This is a genomic window from Enterococcus sp. 9D6_DIV0238, from assembly GCF_002174455.2.
In the GTDB taxonomy this organism is placed as follows: domain Bacteria; phylum Bacillota; class Bacilli; order Lactobacillales; family Enterococcaceae; genus Enterococcus_L; species Enterococcus_L dunnyi.
This window is the reverse complement of the sequence record NZ_CP147246.1, coordinates 1,386,241-1,405,404: the sequence shown is the minus strand read 5'-3', so window position 1 is coordinate 1,405,404 and position 19,164 is coordinate 1,386,241. Positions and strand designations below refer to the sequence as shown.

The 19,164-nt window shown below is 36.7% G+C and carries 14 protein-coding genes; 9 read left to right on the top strand and 5 right to left on the bottom strand.

Going from position 1 to position 19,164, the window contains the following annotated elements; genetic code table 11:
- The first annotated feature begins 158 nt into the window (after nt 1-158).
- The gene (gene lepB / locus A5889_RS06660; RefSeq protein ID WP_087640870.1) at nt 159-1,016 is read left to right on the top strand and encodes a signal peptidase I; all 858 of its coding nucleotides are present in this window, start codon (nt 159-161) and stop codon (nt 1,014-1,016) included.
- 223 nt (nt 1,017-1,239) lie between these two features.
- Here lepB and A5889_RS06655 read toward each other — a convergent pair whose 3' ends face one another.
- A complete protein-coding gene (locus tag A5889_RS06655) occupies nt 1,240-2,721 on the bottom strand; it encodes a helix-turn-helix domain-containing protein (RefSeq protein ID WP_087641537.1) in 1,482 nt (493 codons plus the stop codon).
- A gap of 189 nt (nt 2,722-2,910) precedes the next feature.
- On the opposite strand from A5889_RS06655, the gene A5889_RS06650 reads away from it, so the two are divergent.
- The 7 genes from A5889_RS06650 to A5889_RS06620 all read left to right on the top strand — a co-directional run bounded on the left by A5889_RS06650 (nt 2,911) and on the right by A5889_RS06620 (nt 13,421).
- Nucleotides 2,911-4,254, top strand: a complete 1,344-nt coding sequence (locus A5889_RS06650) for an FAD-dependent oxidoreductase (protein ID WP_087640871.1) — start codon at nt 2,911-2,913, stop codon at nt 4,252-4,254.
- A 127-nt stretch (nt 4,255-4,381) separates the two neighbouring features.
- Nucleotides 4,382-4,609 (top strand): hypothetical protein, encoded by a 228-nt coding sequence (locus A5889_RS06645; RefSeq protein ID WP_087640872.1) that lies wholly within the window; start codon nt 4,382-4,384, stop codon nt 4,607-4,609.
- Nucleotides 4,610-4,826: 217 nt separating this feature from the next.
- Nucleotides 4,827-7,526 carry a YhgE/Pip domain-containing protein gene (locus A5889_RS06640; protein ID WP_087640873.1) on the top strand — a complete coding sequence of 900 codons (2,700 nt, stop codon included), beginning with the start codon at nt 4,827-4,829 and terminating at the stop codon, nt 7,524-7,526.
- Between the two features lie 233 nt (nt 7,527-7,759).
- Entirely contained in the window at nt 7,760-8,923 is a 1,164-nt protein-coding gene (locus A5889_RS06635; protein ID WP_176372825.1) for a cation diffusion facilitator family transporter, read from the top strand.
- A 144-nt stretch (nt 8,924-9,067) separates the two neighbouring features.
- Nucleotides 9,068-9,406, top strand: a complete 339-nt coding sequence (locus A5889_RS06630) for a hypothetical protein (RefSeq protein WP_087640874.1) — start codon at nt 9,068-9,070, stop codon at nt 9,404-9,406.
- A gap of 132 nt (nt 9,407-9,538) precedes the next feature.
- On the top strand, nt 9,539-11,197 hold the full coding sequence (locus A5889_RS06625) for a MutS-related protein (protein WP_087640875.1): 1,659 nt from the start codon (nt 9,539-9,541) through the stop codon (nt 11,195-11,197).
- A 400-nt stretch (nt 11,198-11,597) separates the two neighbouring features.
- The gene (locus tag A5889_RS06620; RefSeq protein WP_087640876.1) at nt 11,598-13,421 is read left to right on the top strand and encodes an APC family permease; all 1,824 of its coding nucleotides are present in this window, start codon (nt 11,598-11,600) and stop codon (nt 13,419-13,421) included.
- A 49-nt stretch (nt 13,422-13,470) separates the two neighbouring features.
- Here A5889_RS06620 and A5889_RS06615 read toward each other — a convergent pair whose 3' ends face one another.
- From A5889_RS06615 to A5889_RS06600, 4 genes are read right to left on the bottom strand one after another with little or no spacing between them, the layout of a single operon-like run.
- Entirely contained in the window at nt 13,471-14,139 is a 669-nt protein-coding gene (locus tag A5889_RS06615; protein ID WP_069664689.1) for an ABC transporter permease, read from the bottom strand.
- The gene (locus A5889_RS06610) at nt 14,139-15,071 is read right to left on the bottom strand and encodes an osmoprotectant ABC transporter substrate-binding protein (RefSeq protein ID WP_087640877.1); all 933 of its coding nucleotides are present in this window, start codon (nt 15,069-15,071) and stop codon (nt 14,139-14,141) included. Before A5889_RS06610 ends, A5889_RS06615 begins: the two co-directional genes overlap by 1 nt.
- A complete protein-coding gene (locus A5889_RS06605; protein ID WP_087640878.1) occupies nt 15,068-15,706 on the bottom strand; it encodes an ABC transporter permease in 639 nt (212 codons plus the stop codon). The genes A5889_RS06610 and A5889_RS06605 overlap by 4 nt, the downstream gene beginning before the upstream one ends.
- Nucleotides 15,707-15,709: 3 nt before the next feature.
- Nucleotides 15,710-16,885 (bottom strand): betaine/proline/choline family ABC transporter ATP-binding protein, encoded by a 1,176-nt coding sequence (locus tag A5889_RS06600; protein ID WP_176372826.1) that lies wholly within the window; start codon nt 16,883-16,885, stop codon nt 15,710-15,712.
- Nucleotides 16,886-17,172: 287 nt separating this feature from the next.
- Here A5889_RS06600 and A5889_RS06595 point away from each other — a divergent pair, with 287 nt between their 5' ends.
- Nucleotides 17,173-19,158 (top strand): glycosyltransferase family 2 protein, encoded by a 1,986-nt coding sequence (locus tag A5889_RS06595; RefSeq protein ID WP_176372827.1) that lies wholly within the window; start codon nt 17,173-17,175, stop codon nt 19,156-19,158.
- Nucleotides 19,159-19,164: the final 6 nt, after the last annotated feature.

The window sequence follows — 19,164 nt, the reverse complement described above, 5'->3', positions numbered from 1 at the left end:
ATGGGGCAAAGCTTTTTAGCATCTTGTTCCATCCATTTTTTTACCACTTTTGATCATCGAAAATGAATGAAAGAATGTTAGTTGGGTTTATATGGAAAAATAGACAACAGTCTGTTATTCTTAGTAAAGAGTATAATCGGTATCAATTGAGGTGAATCATGAATAAATTGAAAAGGCGCATTCGTCGATTGAAAAAACAATTAAAACAAAAAATGAATAAAGAGAAAAGACCGGCTAATAATCGCCGTAAATACAATGACGATAAATCAAGAGAACGATCTAAGCAAAAAAAGAAGCGTCCACAGCCACAGACAAAGTCAAGAATGGAACCAAAAAAAGAAGCTGTAAATACTAAAATAAGACAAAGTGATCCAGCTGAAATAGTAACACCGCCAATCAAAAAAAGAAAAAAACGTAAAATAACAAAAGAAGAAATCGAAAAAAGAAGAAAGAAAAAAAGAAAAGAGAATATAATCGAAATCATTAAATTTATGCTGCCTGTCGTACTTGTGGCAGTACTTGTATTCTTTTTTATATTGAATACATCCCCGCATATGGTGGATGGTGATTCAATGAAACCAACCTTGATGGATAAAGATCGAGTGATCGTTCGTCGGACCAAAATCCCAGAAAGATATGAGATCATTACCTTCAAACCACCTGTAAAAAGTGAATTTCAATATGTCAAACGAGTAATTGGAATGCCAGGAGATTTAGTTTGGACAGAAGGCAATGACTTATTTATCAATCATCAGGCAGAGACCTTACCAAAAGAATCTGAAATGTCTGCTGCCAGCGAATTGCCAGATGGAACGATCAAAGTCAATATTTCAGATGAAAGTTTGGAACAAATGTCTCAATTAAACAAAATTCCAACAGGTCACTATTTTGTTTTAGGAGATAATCGAAACAATTCTAGCGATAGTCGAGCTTTTGGTCTAGTTGACGGAAAAGCTATCGAAGGAGTCGTTTCTTTCAGATTTGCGCCATTTAGTACTATTGGCTGGATAAAATAAAAAAAGAACGATAGACTTGAGCATGCCTGCTCCTATCGTTCTTTTTTATTTTTTTACTTTTGTAAATTTGAAAAAATGTTATTTAAAATGAAAAGTAATTGGATTTTTTCTTTAAATGATATCAAATATTCTCATTTAATTTAGTACCCGACAAGAAAACAGAGAACATAAAGACTTCGTTCTCTGTTATAATCTCTATTGAGTAGCATATAAAAGTAATCGGTTAGCGTGTATCGATCAGTTGAAGAATTAAATGTTCAATTTCTGTCATATCATAACTATTGCCGATATCTGAAAAAATATAAACAAGTTCCTGTTTTTCAGCGATTACTTCGGTATATATATTAGAAAGCAGTATATCATAGTGACTTTCCTCTTTAAATGCCTCTGCTTTGATTGGATATTTGTGACCTAAGACGTTAGTCAGGTGCTGGATCACCAATTCGCCAATAGAAGGATTCAATGAGTGGTATACGCCAATTGCTATTTTTTCTTCATTCAATTCAGCGATATGATTCAAAATAATCGTGTAATGAATTTCAGTAAATTTATTTTTATAACTGCCTTTTTCACCATCTTGATCGAACTTCTTTGTAGCGATATCCATCAATTCAAAGACTTCATTGCCAGAAAATGGATGCCGATGAGCATTGACGATCGATTTGATCGTCCAACTGTCGAACGGTAAAATGAAACCATCAAAATAATAAAGTTGTGAGTGAAGTTGAAACAGCAAGTTTTCAATATATAACAAACGTGCAGATGACGCATAGCTGGATAGATACCCTTGTTGCTTTAAATATTTTAAAATCACCTTATTCATGTAATTCAAGTAAGAACTTTCTCTACGTTGTTTTTCTGCCAATCGAAAAGCAAAAGACGAGTTTGGAGAAAAGTTATTCATAGAACAAAAGAAGTCATAAAACATGTATGCTTCATAGATAGTATATGGACGATCGATTTTTTTCATATATGTATGTAAGGAAAGGTTGATTTCTTCAAATAGGGGTCGATCTGGATAATCATAGTTCGGACTAATCACCGGATTGTATTCTGTCGTTAATCTGCGGAAAGAAATTTTCATCCACAGCTTGATCTGCAGTACTTCAGTTGGATCAAACGTCAAATTAAGGGCTTCTTTTAAAATATCCACAAAGCCCAGATACTGATTTGCTGTTTCTTTTTCTAAACTGGATTTATCCTCGAAAAGGAACCAAAAGAAGTTGAAGAAGAAATAGCGAATTTGTTTTTCTTCCCCAATCAGTTTTCCCCGCTTGATCTGTAGTCGGAATTCTTTTAAAAGCTCATTGAGCTCAGTGATTTTCCGATAATACGTGGCGGAACTAATCGCATAATTCAGCTGAAAATAGTCACAAGTCAGCTCGCCTTTATTGAATAATCGATTGATCATTTGAAATTTAATAGATTTTTCTAAAAAAAGAACAACAACTTTCTTTAATGGAAAAGTAGCTTGTTTTTTTAAAGAAATATTTTCCCCTTGTAAGGTAATTTCCACTTGATCATCTATTTTATTCTCTTCGAGAAAACTTTGCAGGAAAGAAAGATATTCATTTAATGTTGGTAAGCTAATTTGAAATTCACTTACTAGCTCATTTTTTGTTGCAATACCTTGATTGTTATATAAAAATAATAATATATCATTCATATAATCAAAAGGCTTTTCTAAAAAATCTCGTTTTAGCATAATAGACACCTCACTTTAAGGATACTTGATTCACATGGAAATGGCAATACGCAACTTATAAAAAGAAATTTATCACTTATTATTATTTAAAAAAACTAAAATTTTGTATATAATGAAGCGTGATCTTCTTTTTTTTTGATATTTATGCAATTATTATAGTTACAAGTGGTTGGAAGGAGAAGAACTTTAGTGAAAGTAGTAATTATTGGAGCTTCCCATGGGGGACTTCAGGCAGCATTGACGTTAAAAAGACTAGATTCCAGTACTGAAGTTCTTTTAATAGAAAAAAGAACTGAGATTAGTTTTATTTCAAGTGGCATTATTTTAAAAATGAATGACATGGTCGATGAACTGGATCAAGTCAGATATCTTACTTTGGAAGAATTAGAAGAAAAAGGGATCGATGTTTTACTTAATACAGCTGTGACAGCGCTCGATCCTGAAAGAAAGGCAGTCATTTTCGAAAGTCAGGATGGACAAAAAAGTGAATTGAGCTACGATAAATTGATTCTAGCGACAGGCTCAAATCAGTTTTCGACAAACCTAACATTGCCTAGTGAGGATAAAGTCACTATGTATAAAAGTTATCCAAGTTCAGTGAATGCATTAGCAAACTTAGAAAAGGCACAATCTATCTCGATCGTAGGTGGAGGATACATTGGTGTAGAGCTATGTGATGCGTTAAAAGATCAAGGCAAAGAGATTCATTTAATCGAGAGTGCAGATTCTATCCTTTTTCGTTATCTTGGAAAAGAAATTGCTTCTATAATCGAAAAAAAGATCATCGATTCAGGTATAAATTTACATTTAAATGAAAGTGTTCTTGGTTTTTCTGATACAGATAAAGAGTTGTTCGTGACACATACAACAAATAAAGAGATTCGCAATAACTATGTGATCGTTGCAGTAAATGCCCGTCCAGATACAACATTGGTCAAAGAATTTTTGGATTTAAATACAAACGGTACAGTACGAGTAAACGAGCAGATGCAGACCAGTGATCCGGATATTTATGCGATTGGGGATGTTACTTCTTATCCAGTTCGGAATAGTTACCGCAAATCATTTATTCCATTGGTGAATAATGTTGTGAGAAGTGCGATCGTCGCTGCAATGAATGTGTTAGGTCAAACGATCAACTACAATATGACACAAAGAACAACTGCTACGAAAATCTTCGGGTGCTACATTGCTACTACTGGCTTGACAGCAGATGAAGCGATTTTTGAAGGGATCGAAGCGGAAAGCATTTTTGTGACATTGCCTTGTCAGATGCCTTATCTTAAAGTACAAGAAGAGGTTCACGTGAATTTAGTCATTGAGAAAAGTACGCATAAGTTGATTGGAGGGCAATTAATGTCTGAAAAAGACATTACACAGTCGATCAATACACTATCTTTGGCAATCGATAAAGAAACGACATTGGAAGAATTAGTCACTATGGATTTTTATTTCAATCCCGCGATCAATCAACCGCTAGGATTTATTAGTCAGGCGGCGTATGAATTTTTAATCAAAAAATATGGCGTTTAATCTTCATGTATCGTATAAAACAGCAGGAAATCTTTTTTTCCTGCTGTTTTTATTGTTTAAAGGCAAATTACTTCTACTTAAAGGGATTTAAGCTTATAATAGAATAAAAATCTAGGAGGCATCGCAGATGAAAGCAGAGGAACAGAAGTTTTATGACTTCATAATGGATCGTACCAAAGAGGATCACAAAGAAGACATGAAACATTTGCTAGCGGAATTGATGGAAAGAAGAGCGACAGATAAGCTTGATAAAATGTATCTGATGAGTGTGGTTCCTAGAGCATTGTCTTATTTAGATCCGGATTCAGTAAATGAAGTAAAAAAAGTAGTATCAGAATTTTCAGCAAAATTATAAGCTCGGCAAAAAGAGACAAGCTGATTCAACAGGATGAGTTTGTCTCTTTTTAGCTGTTAAGAGATAAATCATCGTTATTTAAAACCGAGAACTAAAAAATTCTACGACAGTTTTAATTACTTGTCGTAGAAATAGACAAAATCATCATTTTTCATTTGTTATGGATAAAAAAATTATGCTAAAGTATATCAGTCATTAAAAAGAGTGGGTGAGCAGGATGAAACATATAAAAAACACATTGAAGTTATTCAAATTAGATTGGCAGCGCATTTTTAAAAATCCGATCGCAACATTATTGATTATTGCACTGATGATTATTCCATCTCTTTATGCATGGTTTAATATTAAAGCTTTATGGGATCCATATGCAAATACTGGAGAATTACCGATTGCTGTCTACAGTGATGATCAAGCTGCATCATTCAAGGATAAAAAAGTTAATATTGGTGAGGAAGTTTTAAAAAATCTTCATGAAAATAAGCAGCTTGGTTGGAAATTCGTTGATTCGAAAAAGGAACTGGATAAAGGGGTAAAATCTGGGAAATACTACGCAGGTATTTATTTGCCTAAAGACTTCTCAAAAGATTTGCTGAGTTTTACCACGGGAGAAATCACGAAGCCGAAAATAGAATATTCCATCAATGAAAAGATCAATGCGATCGCGCCGAAGATCGCAGAAAAAGGAGCTACCTCGCTACAGGCACAAATCACAGATCAGTTCACTGAAACAGCCAGTAACACCTTGGTTCGTGTTTTTAACGAAATCGGCTATGATTTAGATTCAAATTTAGTCAGTATTACGAAAGTGAAAGACATGATCCTTTCGACAGATGCGAATATCGCTGAAATCGATAAATATACACAAGAAGTTGTTGCTTTACACGGAAAGATGCCTGAACTAAAAACAAAATTGGCGAAAGCCAATGAATTTGTCGAATATTTACCGGAAGTGGATGCCTTAGGCGCGAAGCTAGTTGATTTGAATGCTAAGATGCCAGCGATCAAAGAGCAGGCGAAAGTGATCTTGACTTTACAAGAAAAAATCCCGGAAATCCAAAATGCAGGGAAGCAGTTAGCAATGATCGATGAAGATTTTGCTTCTGTAGAACAAACGATGAATGAAGGGATCGAAGAAGCGAAGCAAGGATTGACCATCATTCAAGGTGTGCAACAGGCATTACCAGATATTCAAAAATTAGGTGATCAGGCAGATCAGCTGGCTAGTGCTACAAGTGAGGGTGCTTCAAAATTGCAAGAAGCGTTACCAAGCATCACCAGCAGCATCAAGGTAACGTTAGATTCTGTCCAAACGATCAGCTCAAATGTTTCAGCGATCGCTGGACAAATCGAACAATTGTTATCAGATAATGAATTGACGCCGGAAGAACGTGCAGCCTTGAAACAGCTACTTGCTCAGTTTTCGGATAGCTTAGGAAAACAACAAGCCGCGATCGATCAATTGATCGTGATGTTGACGAATATTCAACAGGCAGCTGGAAACCAAGATCTACAACCGATCATCGATAATTTGACGAGTGTAAGTACATTGATCGGAGGGCTAAAAGCTCGTGTTGATAGCATTGATGCAGATGCTATTTCCGCTGAGGAATTAGAAGCTGTTTTAAATGAAATTAGAACAACTGCAGATAATATTAGTAGCTTGGCTGGCAGTATCGATGTTGATGGTGTGAGTGCTAGCGTCAACGATATTTTAACGAAATTGATCGATACGATCCATACAGCACAAGGACTTTTATCTCAAGCAAAACAAGTTGATTTTGCAGCATTACTGCGTTCAACAGAAGCAACGGTCACTAATGCTATAGGGATTTTAGAAAAATATCAGGCAGAATTACCGGCTATCAAGCAGGAAGTTCATGATGCGAATGTTTTATTGAACGGGCATATGGATACGATCGTCAATGGAATCAATAAAGGTGCAGATCTTTATAATAATGAGTTACCGGTCATTGAAGATAAGCTAGGATTGGCAGCGGCGTTTATCCAAAATGATTATCCAGGAATCAGAGATGATATTACTGGAACACTGAAAACAGTGAACGATAAAATGCCGGATTTAGAAGCTGCTTTGAATAAAGCGAATGATTTAGTTGAAAATGACTGGCCAAGCATCAAAAAAGGCCTTCATAAAGCTGCTGAAGCGATCAGAGAAGGTGAAAAGGATGTTGATCTTGGAGAAGTGATCAAGCTGCTTAAACTGGATGCAAACGCCGAAAGTGACTTTTTCGCAAAACCAGTAGAAATCTCTGAAAAACAAATTTATCCAATTGCCAATAATGGTTCTGCCAGTACCCCATTTTATACGGCGCTATGTTTATGGGTTGGAGCGGTACTGTTTTCAAGTATAGCTACAACAGATTTTTATTTAGATGAAAAAGATCGTGGTAAATACTCTAAGCGAGAACAATTTTCTGCAAGAATGCTGACATTTATCGTGATGGGCTTAGCGCAAGCATTGATCGTAACGTTAGGAAATTACTTCTTACTTGGTGTGGATGTGAGACAGCCATTTTACAGTGTGCTATTTGCATTACTGATCGCTTTTACATTCATGGTGATGGTTTACGCATTAGTCGCCCTGTTTGGGAATGTAGGGAAAGGGATCGCGATCATTATTCTTGTGCTCTCTATATCCGGCGGCGGCGGGAATTATCCGATCCAAGTTTCCGGGAAGTTCTTCCAATTTATCAATCCGTTATTACCATTTACGCATGCGGTCAATCTATTGAGAGAGTCCGCCGGTGGAATCTATTGGCCAAATGCTTGGAAAGCGATCATTATTTTAGTGTGTATCACGATCGTGTTCTGCTTAGCGGGAGTCATTTTATATCCATATATAGAAGAAAAAACCAAGAAATTGGCTAGTATTTCCCATAAGAGTCATATTTTCCATTAAAAAATCAGAAAAAAGATTAAGAAAACTTCTAGGACAGTTTTCTTGATCTTTTTCTATTGAGTTGAGCATTGTATTTTCAAGGGTTGCCTAATAAAAAAGGCATGTTGCCCAAGCAATCAACTTGGGACGTTCTAAACAATAAAAACTCACTAAAAAAAACCGCATTTTACTATACAAATAGAAGAAATCATTTTATAGTGTCAAGATACGCTAAAAAAAAGGTAGGAATCGTGATGATAAATTTTTTGATTGAACGCTTTGAAAAGAAACAACAGAAAAAATCGGATATCAGAACTGCTTTTGGTATTTTTGCCGGCATCATGGGCCTATTATCGAATCTACTGCTTTTTGTGAGTAAATTATTAATCGGCTTAGTTTCAGGCAGTGTATCGATCATGGCAGACGCTATGAACAACTTATCTGATACAGTTTCCTCTGTACTGACACTCGTTGGTTTCTATATTTCAGGAAAACCCGCAGATAAAGAACATCCTTATGGACATGAGCGCTTTGAATATATCAGTGGCATGCTGGTTTCACTGCTGATCACTTTTGTTGGGTTTCAATTTTTCATGACGTCGATCGACCGAATCAGAGATCCCCAGAGCATCAAAGTCACTCCAGTGATTTTAGTAGTTCTCTTGCTATCGATCCTTATTAAAGTGTGGCAGGGAGTTTTTTATCGGAGAGTCGCTAAAAAAATCGATTCGAATGCATTGGTTGCGACAGCGAAAGATAGTTTGAACGATGTTTTCACAACGATCGCTGTACTAGTATCTGCATCAGTAGAGGGAATCACAGGACTAAAAATCGATGGCTTCGTAGGTTTATTGATCGCTTGTTACATTATTTTCAGTGGTTTGCAATTGATTCGAGAGTTTATCAATGAGCTGATGGGATTAAGACCAAATCAAGAGGCGATCGACCAAATGAAAGAATATTTGTCTTCTGTAACAGATATCGTAGGGTACCATGATTTGTTGATCCATCAGTATGGGCCCAATAAGACATTTGCTTCTGTGCATATTGAAATCGATGATCGTTGGGATTTACCTCATGCTCATGAAAAAATCGATGAAATCGAACAAAAGTTCAAGAAGCAGTTAGGTGTTGAGCTGGTTTGCCATATTGATCCTGTGAATTTACATGATCAAAGACAACAGTTTGTTCATCTGGAAATAAAAAAAATCATCAAGTCCATCAATAGTGATTTGAGGGCTCATGATATTCGTTTGATCGATCATGCAGATAGACCGCGTATTTTATTTGACCTAGTTGTTCCCAGCGATTTTAAAGCAACAGATCAGGAATTGCAAATTAGAATCCAAGAGCAAGTATATCGTAATATTGGAGATTATCCTGTAGAAGTAACCTTTGACCATATATATTTACTTTAAATATCATTTTTATAAATATAAATCATATTAATATATCATTTTCTCAAAAAAATATGTATAATAGCCTTTTTTTACTAAAAAAATGAGAAAAGTAAGCCTCTCTAACGTGTTACCATAAGAACGGATTGTTAGGAGGAATTAAAAATGGAGATGAATTTGTTGATTGTCGTGTATTTTCTGATTGTTATGCTCACCGTTCTAGCGTTAGTTATTGTGAAAGACAAGCAAGTACTGCAGAATCTATTTGAGAAGCAAGAGATACAGCACGAAGAGATCACTGAGCTGAAACTGGAAAAGGTTCGCTTGAAGCATGTGATTCGCATGCAGGATGAAACGATCTCGCATATGCTGGCAGAAGACGCTGATACGCCTAAAAAAGTTGCTGCTTTTCGGTCAAAGGAAATACCAGTTGTTGAAACAGCTGACCAGGAATGGCATTTAGATGAGTACGAAAGTATGAATCAGGAATATTACCAAATATAGCTAAAAAAAATAATCTGTAATGAGTGCTTATGAAGGCTCCTTACAGGTTATTCTTTTTTATTCTGTATGTGATTCATCTTGTTTACAAGAAGGGAACACTTTATACTATGAGTGAAAGAAGGAGGCGTGGAAATGGAAATGCAGTTGATAGTGGTAGGGTTTATCGTGCTGGTCATTTTATTGATTGGATTGATCGAGCTGATCAATCGAATAAAACTAAAGAAATTGGTAAAAAATAAGTGGGGAACTTTTTTTACTAGCCGTTTTTTCGATAAGGAAGAAAGCTTAAAGAAAGCTTGGCAGCAATCGAAGAAATATCAGACATTTGATAGCGAGATTGATGATATTACTTGGTATGATTTGGATGGTTATACTATTTTTGAACAAATCAATGCAACATACTCTAGTATTGGTTCAGAAGCCTTGTATCAGCGTTTGAGAAATTTCGATTTTTCAAAAAATCGCCATGATCGTTTAGAAGTCTTGATTTCTTATTATAAAAAGAATCCTGCAATTAGAGAAAAGATACAGTATCTATTTGCTTGTCTTGGAAAAAAAGATAATAATCATGTTGAAAGTTATTTGAGTGAAACAAGAGAGCAAGAGTTGCCTTATACTAAAATTTATCTGTTTTTAGGATTATTACCACTCGTTGGATTGGTAATGCTCATTTTATTGCCTAGTACCTTGTCGATTGTCATTCTTTTGGGTTCAATTCTTTTCAATGTCATTTACTATCAAATAAAAAAGGAAACATTGGAGCGGGAATTAGCTTGTATGGGTTACTTGGTTCAAACGATTGCTTGTGCCAAGAAGATAGCAAAGATTGAAACCCCATTTCAAGAGGATATAAAAAGAACGCTCACGCCATTAGCCTCAATGACAAAGTTTGGAGTTGCTTTTCGAATGAAGTCAAATAGCGAAGCAGAGTTGCTGTTCGACTATTTATCGATGATTTTTATGCTACCGTTCATTTCTTATAACTTTGTCTTGGAGAAATTAGCAGATCATGAAGAACAGGCAAAAGAATTATGGCGTTTATTAGGAGAATTAGAGGTTGCAGCAGCTGTATTGAATTTTCGAATACTAATGCCTGATACCAGTCAACCTGTTTTTAGTGAAGACGTTTGTGTAAGTGGAACAGAGGTCTATCATCCTTTATTGAAAACACCTGTACCGAATCAAGTTGAATGGGCTAAAAATACGCTTGTGACAGGCTCTAATGCGTCAGGTAAGTCAACGTATGTCAAAAGTGTAGCAATCAGCTGTATCTTATCTTTAACGATTCATACAGCACTAGCAAAGACCTTTTGCTTGCCCTTTGGACATGTTTTAACCTCGATGGCAGTAGAAGATGATATTTTTGAAGGAGACAGCTACTTTGTAGCGGAGATCAAATCTGTCAAGCGTGTACTGGATCTGGTCGAAACAAATGTACCCTGTTTTTGTTTTATCGATGAAATACTTAAAGGAACGAATACCATTGAGCGTATCGCAGCATCATCAAGTATGGTGCACTGGTTGAAAGATTATCCTTCTCTAGCCTTCATTGCCACTCATGATATTGAGCTGACCGAAGTTTTGAGAGAATCCTGTGCCAATGTTCATTTTGAAGAACAAGTAACTGGGAAAAATGGAGTAACGTTTGATTATCTATTGAAAGAGGGACCTGCGCGTACTAGAAATGCGATTCGATTATTAGAAGTGCTGAATTACCCCGAAACTGTAATAGCTACTGCAAAAAAAGAAGCAAACTATTTTGATCAACATCACGCATGGAAAATACTTTAAAGTTGAAAAGAAGAGCACTTATTTTTTATGTCTGTTCGCGTTCAGAGAGCGAAACAAAACTGATTTTTGGTTTTGTTCCGTTCTTTTTTTATTTTTAATAGAAGGTGGCTAAAAATCAAATTTCTCGAACCTAATCAATTTTTATTTCGATCTTCTTATTTATTTTGCCACAGAAATGTGCATAAGCGGAATATTTTTTTGTCCAGTCAACTCTTGTTAAAATGGAAAAAAGAAAGATAAATGAAAACTACTTATTTCTATCATTAATTTTACTAAATAATAATTGACAATTAGGTTTTAAGAGCGTAGCATATGTGATTGTTTGTAGAAAAATATCTCTTTTCTGAAGGGATTCAGAAAAACTATTTGGTTTTTTATTGTAAGTAAAGGAGGAGACAATATGGATTACTTGAAGCGATTATTTATCGGAAAACCGCTAAAGTCTGCTGAGAATGATGAGCATAAATTAAGTCGGTTTGCAGCTTTAGCATTATTATCATCAGATGCATTATCTTCGATTGCTTATGGTACGGAACAAATCGTTGTCGTACTAGTTACTTTATCAGCTGCCGCTATTTGGTATTCGTTACCGATTGCTGCATTTGTTATTATTTTACTTATTTCATTGACACTATCTTATCGGCAAATCATTCATGCTTATCCCCATGGCGGTGGAGCCTATGTTGTCAGCAGTGAGAATTTAGGGAAAAATGCTGGCTTGATTGCTGGTGGTTCTTTATTAGTGGATTATATGCTGACCGTAGCAGTTTCTGTATCTGCAGGTGCAGAAGCGATCATTTCAGCCGTACCAGCATTGTATGGACATCAGGTGATCATTTCAATCGGGATCGTGTTATTGATCATGCTGATGAATTTACGAGGGTTACGAGAATCGGCCGGATTTTTGATGTTTCCAGTCTATAGTTTTATTGCGGTCATTACATTGCTGATCGTGACTGGTTTATTCAAAATCATGACTGGCGCAGTTCCGCTGCACGCAACAGCGATACCTGGGACAGTTGTACCAGGTATTACGATCGCATTGATTTTACGTGCGTTTTCTTCTGGGTCATCTTCATTGACAGGTGTGGAAGCTATTAGCAATGCGGTTCCTTTTTTTAAAAAGCCTAGAGCAAAAAATGCAGCGGGTACGCTGGCTTTGATGGCAATGATCTTGGGCTTCTTCTTCGTAGGGATCACGTTTATCAACTATTGGTACGGCATTGTTCCTAAAACGGAAATGACCGTACTGGCTCAAATCGGACAAGCTGTTTTTGGTCAAAATATTTTGTATTATATTTTACAGTTTGCAACGGCTTTGATTTTAGCTGTAGCTGCAAATACTGGTTTTTCGGCATTTCCAGTTTTAGCTTACAATTTAGCCAAAGATAAATTTATGCCGCATATGTATATGGATCGTGGCGACCGTTTAGGCTATTCTAATGGGATTTTGACTTTGGCAGCGGGTTCGGTTGTACTCCTGCTGATTTTTCAAGGATCGACAGAACGTTTGATTCCACTGTATTCAATCGGTGTGTTTATTCCGTTTGCCTTATCTCAAACTGGAATGGTACTTAAGTGGCGTAAGGAGACAAAGAAATGGTTGTCTAAGTCTGCTGCTAATATTGTTGGGGCCTTCATTTCTTATGCGATCATTGTGATTTTATTTGTCTATCGTTTGAACGACATCTGGCCATTTTTCATTATTATGCCAGTCTTGATTTTCATTTTTTACAGCATTCATACGCATTATAAAAATGTAGCAGAACAGCTGCGTCTGGAAGAAACAGTGGATGAGCAAAAATATTATGGAAATACGGTGATCATTCTAGTTGGAAATGCGACAAAGGCAAACGTTGGAGCAATCAATTATGCCCGTTCAATTGGAGATTATGTTGTAGCGATGCACGTGTCTATCGATGAAGACCCAGCCAAAGAAAAAGAAATCGAAGCTGAATTTAAGAAGTCCTTTCCAGATATTCGTTTTTCGATCGTCCATTCTTCCTACCGTTCGATCACGAATCCTATTTTGCGCTACGTTGATTTAGTTAGTAAGAATTCAGCTAAACGCAACTATACGACGACTGTCTTGATTCCGCAATTTGTGCCAAATAAACGCTGGCAAAATATTCTTCATAACCAAACCAGTCTGCGTTTACGGCTTCGTCTGGCTTTGCGGGACAATCTGATCGTTTCAACTTACAGTTACCGACTGAAAAAATAAAACAAAAAAGCAGCTCTTCTGATTTTGAGAAGAGCTGCTTTTTTATTGCTTATGAATGTTTACTTGCAGGATCAAGACGTCGCTCGATCATCCCTAGTACCCAGTCAGTAATGATCGCCATCAAAGCTGTTGGCAAGGCGCCGACAAGAATGATCGCTGTACCATCTGTTGCGTTGGTTCCGCGGATAATGATATCGCCTAGACCGCCTGCACCGACAAAGGCACCGATGGCAGTGATCCCGATCGCAACAACTAATGCATTACGGATTCCAGCCATGATCACAGAAACTGAAAGCGGCAATTCAACCATATAAAGCCGCTGCCATTTCGTCATGCCCATCCCTTTTCCAACATCTAAAATATTTCTGTCCACCTGGATCATACCAGTGTAGGTATTTTTGATGATCGGCAAAAGAGAATACAAAAATACGGTGACGATAACTGTGTTTACGCCCAACCCAAGTCCGAGCATCAAGATAGACAGCATCGCAAGGGAAGGAACCGTTTGGATCAAGTTAGCGATACTAACGACCCAGCCGGCCATTTTTCTTCTGCGGGCGATGAAGATACCAATGGGAATCCCCACGATTGCCGCAAATAAAACACCATAAATGGAAATCAGAAAATGTCTTACGAACTGGCTTAACACATAGCTGCCGTTTTGCTCAAAGTAATAGAGAAACTGCTGTAGTAAATTCATATCTTGTAAGTTTTGCATTAATTTCCACCTCCTTCAGATTCAAAGAAGTGATGTTCTTTCAAGAAATTCTCAGCAACTGTTTCAGGTTCCATCAAATCATTGTCTGCTTGGAAATTCAGTTTTTGCATGGTTTCTGTCGAAATTTTTCCGGACAACTTCCCTAAAATATCATTTAATTCTGGATGTTTCTTTAAGACTTCATCTGTTGCTACTGCAGAGGCATCATAAGGTGGGAAGAAATGCAGATCATCTTCTAAAATAACTAGATCATAGCTGCCGATCCGTCCATCTGTAGAGTAGCCTAAAACAACATCCATTTTATTAGCGGCTACTGCATCGTAGACTAGACCGATCTGCATAGGAAAGACTCGTTTAAAGTCAAAGCCATATGTTTCTGTAAAGCCTTTATAGCCATCACCTTTTCGGTCGATCCAAGAAGTATCTACACCAGCAGTCAATTGATCGCCGACTTTTTTGAGGTCACTGATTGTTTTCAAATTATATTTTTTAGCAGTTTCCTGTGTGACCATGAAAGCATAAGTGTTAGCGAAACCGTAGGATTTAAACCATTTTTGCTGGTATCTTTTCTCAAATTCTGCCTGTACTACATTGAAGGCTTTTTCTGGTTCTTTGATCGGTTCTAAATTTAACGTAGTCGTTAAATCGGTCCCAGTATACCGAGCAGCCGAAATTTGGGCATCTCCATTGATCATCGCTTGGTGATTGATCGTTGTTGTCGCTAGATTATTGATGATCGTTGTCTTTTCATCTGTATAATGTTCGATCATTCCTGCAACTAAACTAGCCAAAATTTGTGCCTCAGATGTGATCCCGCCAGTGATGGAGATCGTATTTTCATCAGAATTAGAAGCCAATCCTGGTAATGAGCAGCCAGAAAGTAACAACGCACTGCAACATACAATAAAGAACAATTTTAATTTGTGTTTCATTCGTCTGCCTCCCTTAATGCTTTAGGAGTGATTTTCTTCTCTAATAAGCCCAGTAATAAATCAGCAGCTAAAGCTAAAATCGTTACTGGAATCGTACCAGCAAAAATCAAATCAGGCTGATAGTTATTCAAGCCGCTGAAAATAAAGTCTCCTAGACCGCCTGCGCCAATATAAGAAGCAAGGGTTGCCCAAGCGATAACATAAACAGCAGCTAGGCGAATCCCAGCCATGATCGTAGGCATGGCGATCGGCAGTTCTACCATGAAAATCGACTGTGCATTTGTCATGCCCATTCCTTTAGCGGCATCCTTATAATCAGAGCTGACTTCTTTGATTCCAATATAGGTATTTCTCAAAATCGGCAACAATGAATAGATAAATAATGCGATGATCGCTGGAATTTTTCCGACACCGAAAATGGGGATCATCAGTGCCAATAGGGCTAAAGATGGGACCGTTTGTAAGGCACTAGTCAAACCAATAATAATAGCGGCCGTTCTTTTGGTGCGTGTTAGTAAAATCCCAATTGGAACCGCAAGCAAAATCCCTAAACCAAGGGCCATTCCAGAGATGAAAATATGCTCACCGATTTTTGTAACAAGCTCATTTCCTCGTTCTAAAAGAAACTGATTCATTTTTTACACCTCCGCTTGCGGCTGTGTGACATCTGTTGTTTCAGTTTCATCTGTATGTTCTTCTTCGCCCCAGATAACGTCGTATACGATATCTACGAGAGAAGCTCTTGTTAAGATACCAACGACTTTTTGCTGGTCATCAACAACAGGAACGTATTTCAATCCACGTTTTAAAATGCGCTGTAAAGTATCCCGCAATAAGGAAGATTTTTTTACAAAGAAAACTTTTGGATTCATGATATCACTCACACTTGTTGCTTTATTCCGACGGCGGTCTAAGGTTTCAACATCGATAAAGCCTTTCAGAACACCAGACCCGTCAACTACTAATAGCGTATCTACCCGTTTTTCTCTCATTAGCTTGATCGCTTCAGAAAGTGATTTTTCTGGTGTGATCGTAATGGCGTTGTTCAGCATTACTTCACCCACAGTTGTAATATCTGGTTTCGCTTGGATCAAGCGATCCTCACCGATCAGCTCTTCAACAAATTCATTGACAGGATGGCGTAAAATATTATCTGGTGTATCAAATTGAATCACTTTACCTTCGCTCATAATGGCGATTCGATTCGCTAATTTTAGCGCTTCATCCATATCATGTGTAACAAAAACAATGGTTTTCCCTAAACGTTCTTGTAGGTCTTTCACTAAATCCTGCAAAGAATCTCTTGTGATCGGATCTAAAGCACCAAAAGGCTCATCCATCAATATAATATCCTGATTCGCTGCTAAAGCTCTAACTACCCCGATTCGTTGTTGTTGACCACCGGATAATTCATTAGGATAACGATCAAGCATTTCTCTAGGCAACTCGACCAAATCGATCATTTTCTCAGCGATTTTGTTGCGTTCTTCCAAATCAACTTTCAGCAATTTGGGTACAAGTACAATATTTTCCCGGATCGTCATATGCGGCATCAAGCCGATATTTTGGATAACATACCCGATTTTTCTTCGTAACTCTACTGGATTGATCGTTTGAATGTCTTCACCGTTAATCAAGATTTTGCCTTTTGTTGGATCCGTCATTCGATTGATCATCCGCATCGATGTTGTTTTTCCGCTGCCGCTGGTACCGATAAAGCAAATAAATTCTCCTTTATCAAACGACAGATTGACGTCATCTACAGCGATTTTACCGCCTTTGTAGATTTTTGAAACATGTTGAAATTCGATCAACTTTCCCACCCCAAATTCTTTTTTCTTAGTCTTTTTTTCAATCGATCTTTGCTGTTTTGCATTGAGATAACAAATGTTCCTATATTACTAGTATGCTACAAAACATTGATTAGGACAAATCAGATGTTTTTTTGTAAAAACTGTTATGGATAAAAAAACAATTGAAAGAGGTCGATATAGTAAAAAAAGTTCTGACTATTATTCTATTGACAATAGTCGGAAACCTTAGTATATTGTTGTCTAGCGACTATTATTTTATGAATAATAGAATGAGTAAGGAGAACAGAATGGAAAAATTGGGGTTAGGTTATTTGGTATTTAGTTTGAGCTATTTATATTTATTTTATTTCATTTCCAAAAAAAATGAACAGTATCGGAAATTTGTATTAACAGGATTTGTCATCATTCAGATGATTTATTTATCTTGGCGCTTGATTTATACCATTCCAAGCGGCAGCATTTCAGAAATGATAGCTGGAAGTTTATTATATCTAGCAGAATTTATGGGATTTGTTCAGGCTTTTACGCTAGTCTTTTTATTTTGGACGCCATATAAGCGTAAAGAAAAGACACTTGATGCTTTAGAAAAATTGCCGACAGTAGATATTCTAGTAGCAACATATAATGAAAACATCGAAATTTTGGAAAGAACAGTTGTAGGCTGTTTGTCGATCGATTATCCTAAGGAACGATTGAATATTTATTTATGTGATGATGGTAATCGCTCGATCGTGAAAAAGTTAGCTGAAAAACATCATATTGGATTTATCGCCCGTCCTACACATGAGCATGCCAAAGCAGGAAATTTAAATTATGCTTTAACACAAACGAGCGGACAGATCATCGTGACACAAGATGCAGATATGGTGCCGAAAAGAGAATTTTTACAGCGAACATTAGGATATTTTTCAGACAAAAAAGTTGGCTTTATTCAAACGCCGCAAACATTTTTCAATTCAGATATCTTCCAGCACAATTTGTATTTAGATAGTGAGATCAATAATGAACAAGATTTCTTTATGCGTAGCTTAGAAGAAGGGAAAGATCGCTTCAATGCGGTCCTTTATGTGGGCAGTAATGCATTATTTCAGCGGGAGGCGTTAGAGTCGATTGGCGGTTTTACGACCGGTGTGATCACAGAAGATATGGCTACAGGGCTGTTGTTGCAAAATAATGGCTGGCAAGGAGTTTTTGTCAATGAAGCGTTGGCTTCAGGCCTTTCTCCTGAAACGTTGGGTGATTACGTAAAACAGCGTGACCGTTGGGGGCGCGGCAATGTTCAAGTAATCAAAAAATATACGTTGCAGAAACTCAAAAATTTATCGTTCATTCAAAAATGGTTCTATTTAGATGGTGTGATGTATTGGTATTCCGGTATGTATAAATTGATTTATTTGATGTCACCATTTTTATATTTAGTTTTTGATATTGCAAGCTTGAAAACTACATTACCACAATTGATCGTGTTTTGGCTGCCTGCTTTTTTATCTGGAAGTTTGATGTATAAAACAGTCGCAAGAAAAAAATACAATTCTTTCATAAGCAACATTTATGAATTAGTCACAGCACCCCAAGTATCCTGGGCTGTTTGGAAGGAAACTTTATTTAGTCCAAAGAAAAATAAGAAATTTCATGTAACGATCAAAGGAGTTCAAGGGTCTAAAGGATACTTTGATTGGCGCAATTGTAAGATGCAGATTTTATTACTGTGTATCAATCTGTTCACATTGTTCTACTATATTTTTCATTTAGATTCTCAACATCTACAATGGCAAAGTATTTTGTCGATCAATCTTTACTGGCTGATATACAACATTGTCAGCTTAGTAGTTGCAGTCAGTGTCGCGTATGAACGTCCGCGTCTACCAATGAGTATCCCAGTGGATTATCAAGGAGAAATGATCAAAGATGAACAGATCATTCCTGTCCAAATCAATTATTTAGGTGAACGAAGTGTCATTATCACTGTTGAACAAAATGATCCTTATTTGAGCCAATTATTAAATCAAGAAGAAGGGCTGCTTTCTTTTGAAAAAATAAAAGAAGTAAAAATGGTTCGTTCGCGTATCTTAAACTTGGACGGAAAAGTGGAGATCACATTCAAAATCCAAAAACTTTCCCGTAAAAATCATTATTTATGGTTAGGACTGATTTATTCAGATGCAGAGCATGTAGGAGACATTCAGTCGATTCGAGTGAAATTTTACACACTATTCAAATATATCTTTAAAAACAAAAAAGATGCACAAAAAAATCAACAGTTACTGTTATAAAAGGAG

What these genes read in the sequence shown, in the direction of transcription:
- lepB (WP_087640870.1), top strand. Translation starts at nt 159, where the DNA reads ATGAATAAATTGAAAAGGCGCATTCGTCGATTGAAAAAACAATTAAAA.
- A5889_RS06630 (WP_087640874.1), top strand. Translation starts at nt 9,068, where the DNA reads ATGGAGATGAATTTGTTGATTGTCGTGTATTTTCTGATTGTTATGCTC.
- A5889_RS06610 (WP_087640877.1), bottom strand. Translation starts at nt 15,071, where the DNA reads ATGAAACACAAATTAAAATTGTTCTTTATTGTATGTTGCAGTGCGTTG.
- A5889_RS06615 (WP_069664689.1), bottom strand. Translation starts at nt 14,139, where the DNA reads ATGCAAAACTTACAAGATATGAATTTACTACAGCAGTTTCTCTATTAC.
- A5889_RS06655 (WP_087641537.1), bottom strand. Translation starts at nt 2,721, where the DNA reads ATGCTAAAACGAGATTTTTTAGAAAAGCCTTTTGATTATATGAATGAT.
- A5889_RS06645 (WP_087640872.1), top strand. Translation starts at nt 4,382, where the DNA reads ATGAAAGCAGAGGAACAGAAGTTTTATGACTTCATAATGGATCGTACC.
- A5889_RS06635 (WP_176372825.1), top strand. Translation starts at nt 7,760, where the DNA reads ATGATAAATTTTTTGATTGAACGCTTTGAAAAGAAACAACAGAAAAAA.
- A5889_RS06620 (WP_087640876.1), top strand. Translation starts at nt 11,598, where the DNA reads ATGGATTACTTGAAGCGATTATTTATCGGAAAACCGCTAAAGTCTGCT.
- A5889_RS06625 (WP_087640875.1), top strand. Translation starts at nt 9,539, where the DNA reads ATGGAAATGCAGTTGATAGTGGTAGGGTTTATCGTGCTGGTCATTTTA.
- A5889_RS06595 (WP_176372827.1), top strand. Translation starts at nt 17,173, where the DNA reads ATGGAAAAATTGGGGTTAGGTTATTTGGTATTTAGTTTGAGCTATTTA.
- A5889_RS06605 (WP_087640878.1), bottom strand. Translation starts at nt 15,706, where the DNA reads ATGAATCAGTTTCTTTTAGAACGAGGAAATGAGCTTGTTACAAAAATC.
- A5889_RS06640 (WP_087640873.1), top strand. Translation starts at nt 4,827, where the DNA reads ATGAAACATATAAAAAACACATTGAAGTTATTCAAATTAGATTGGCAG.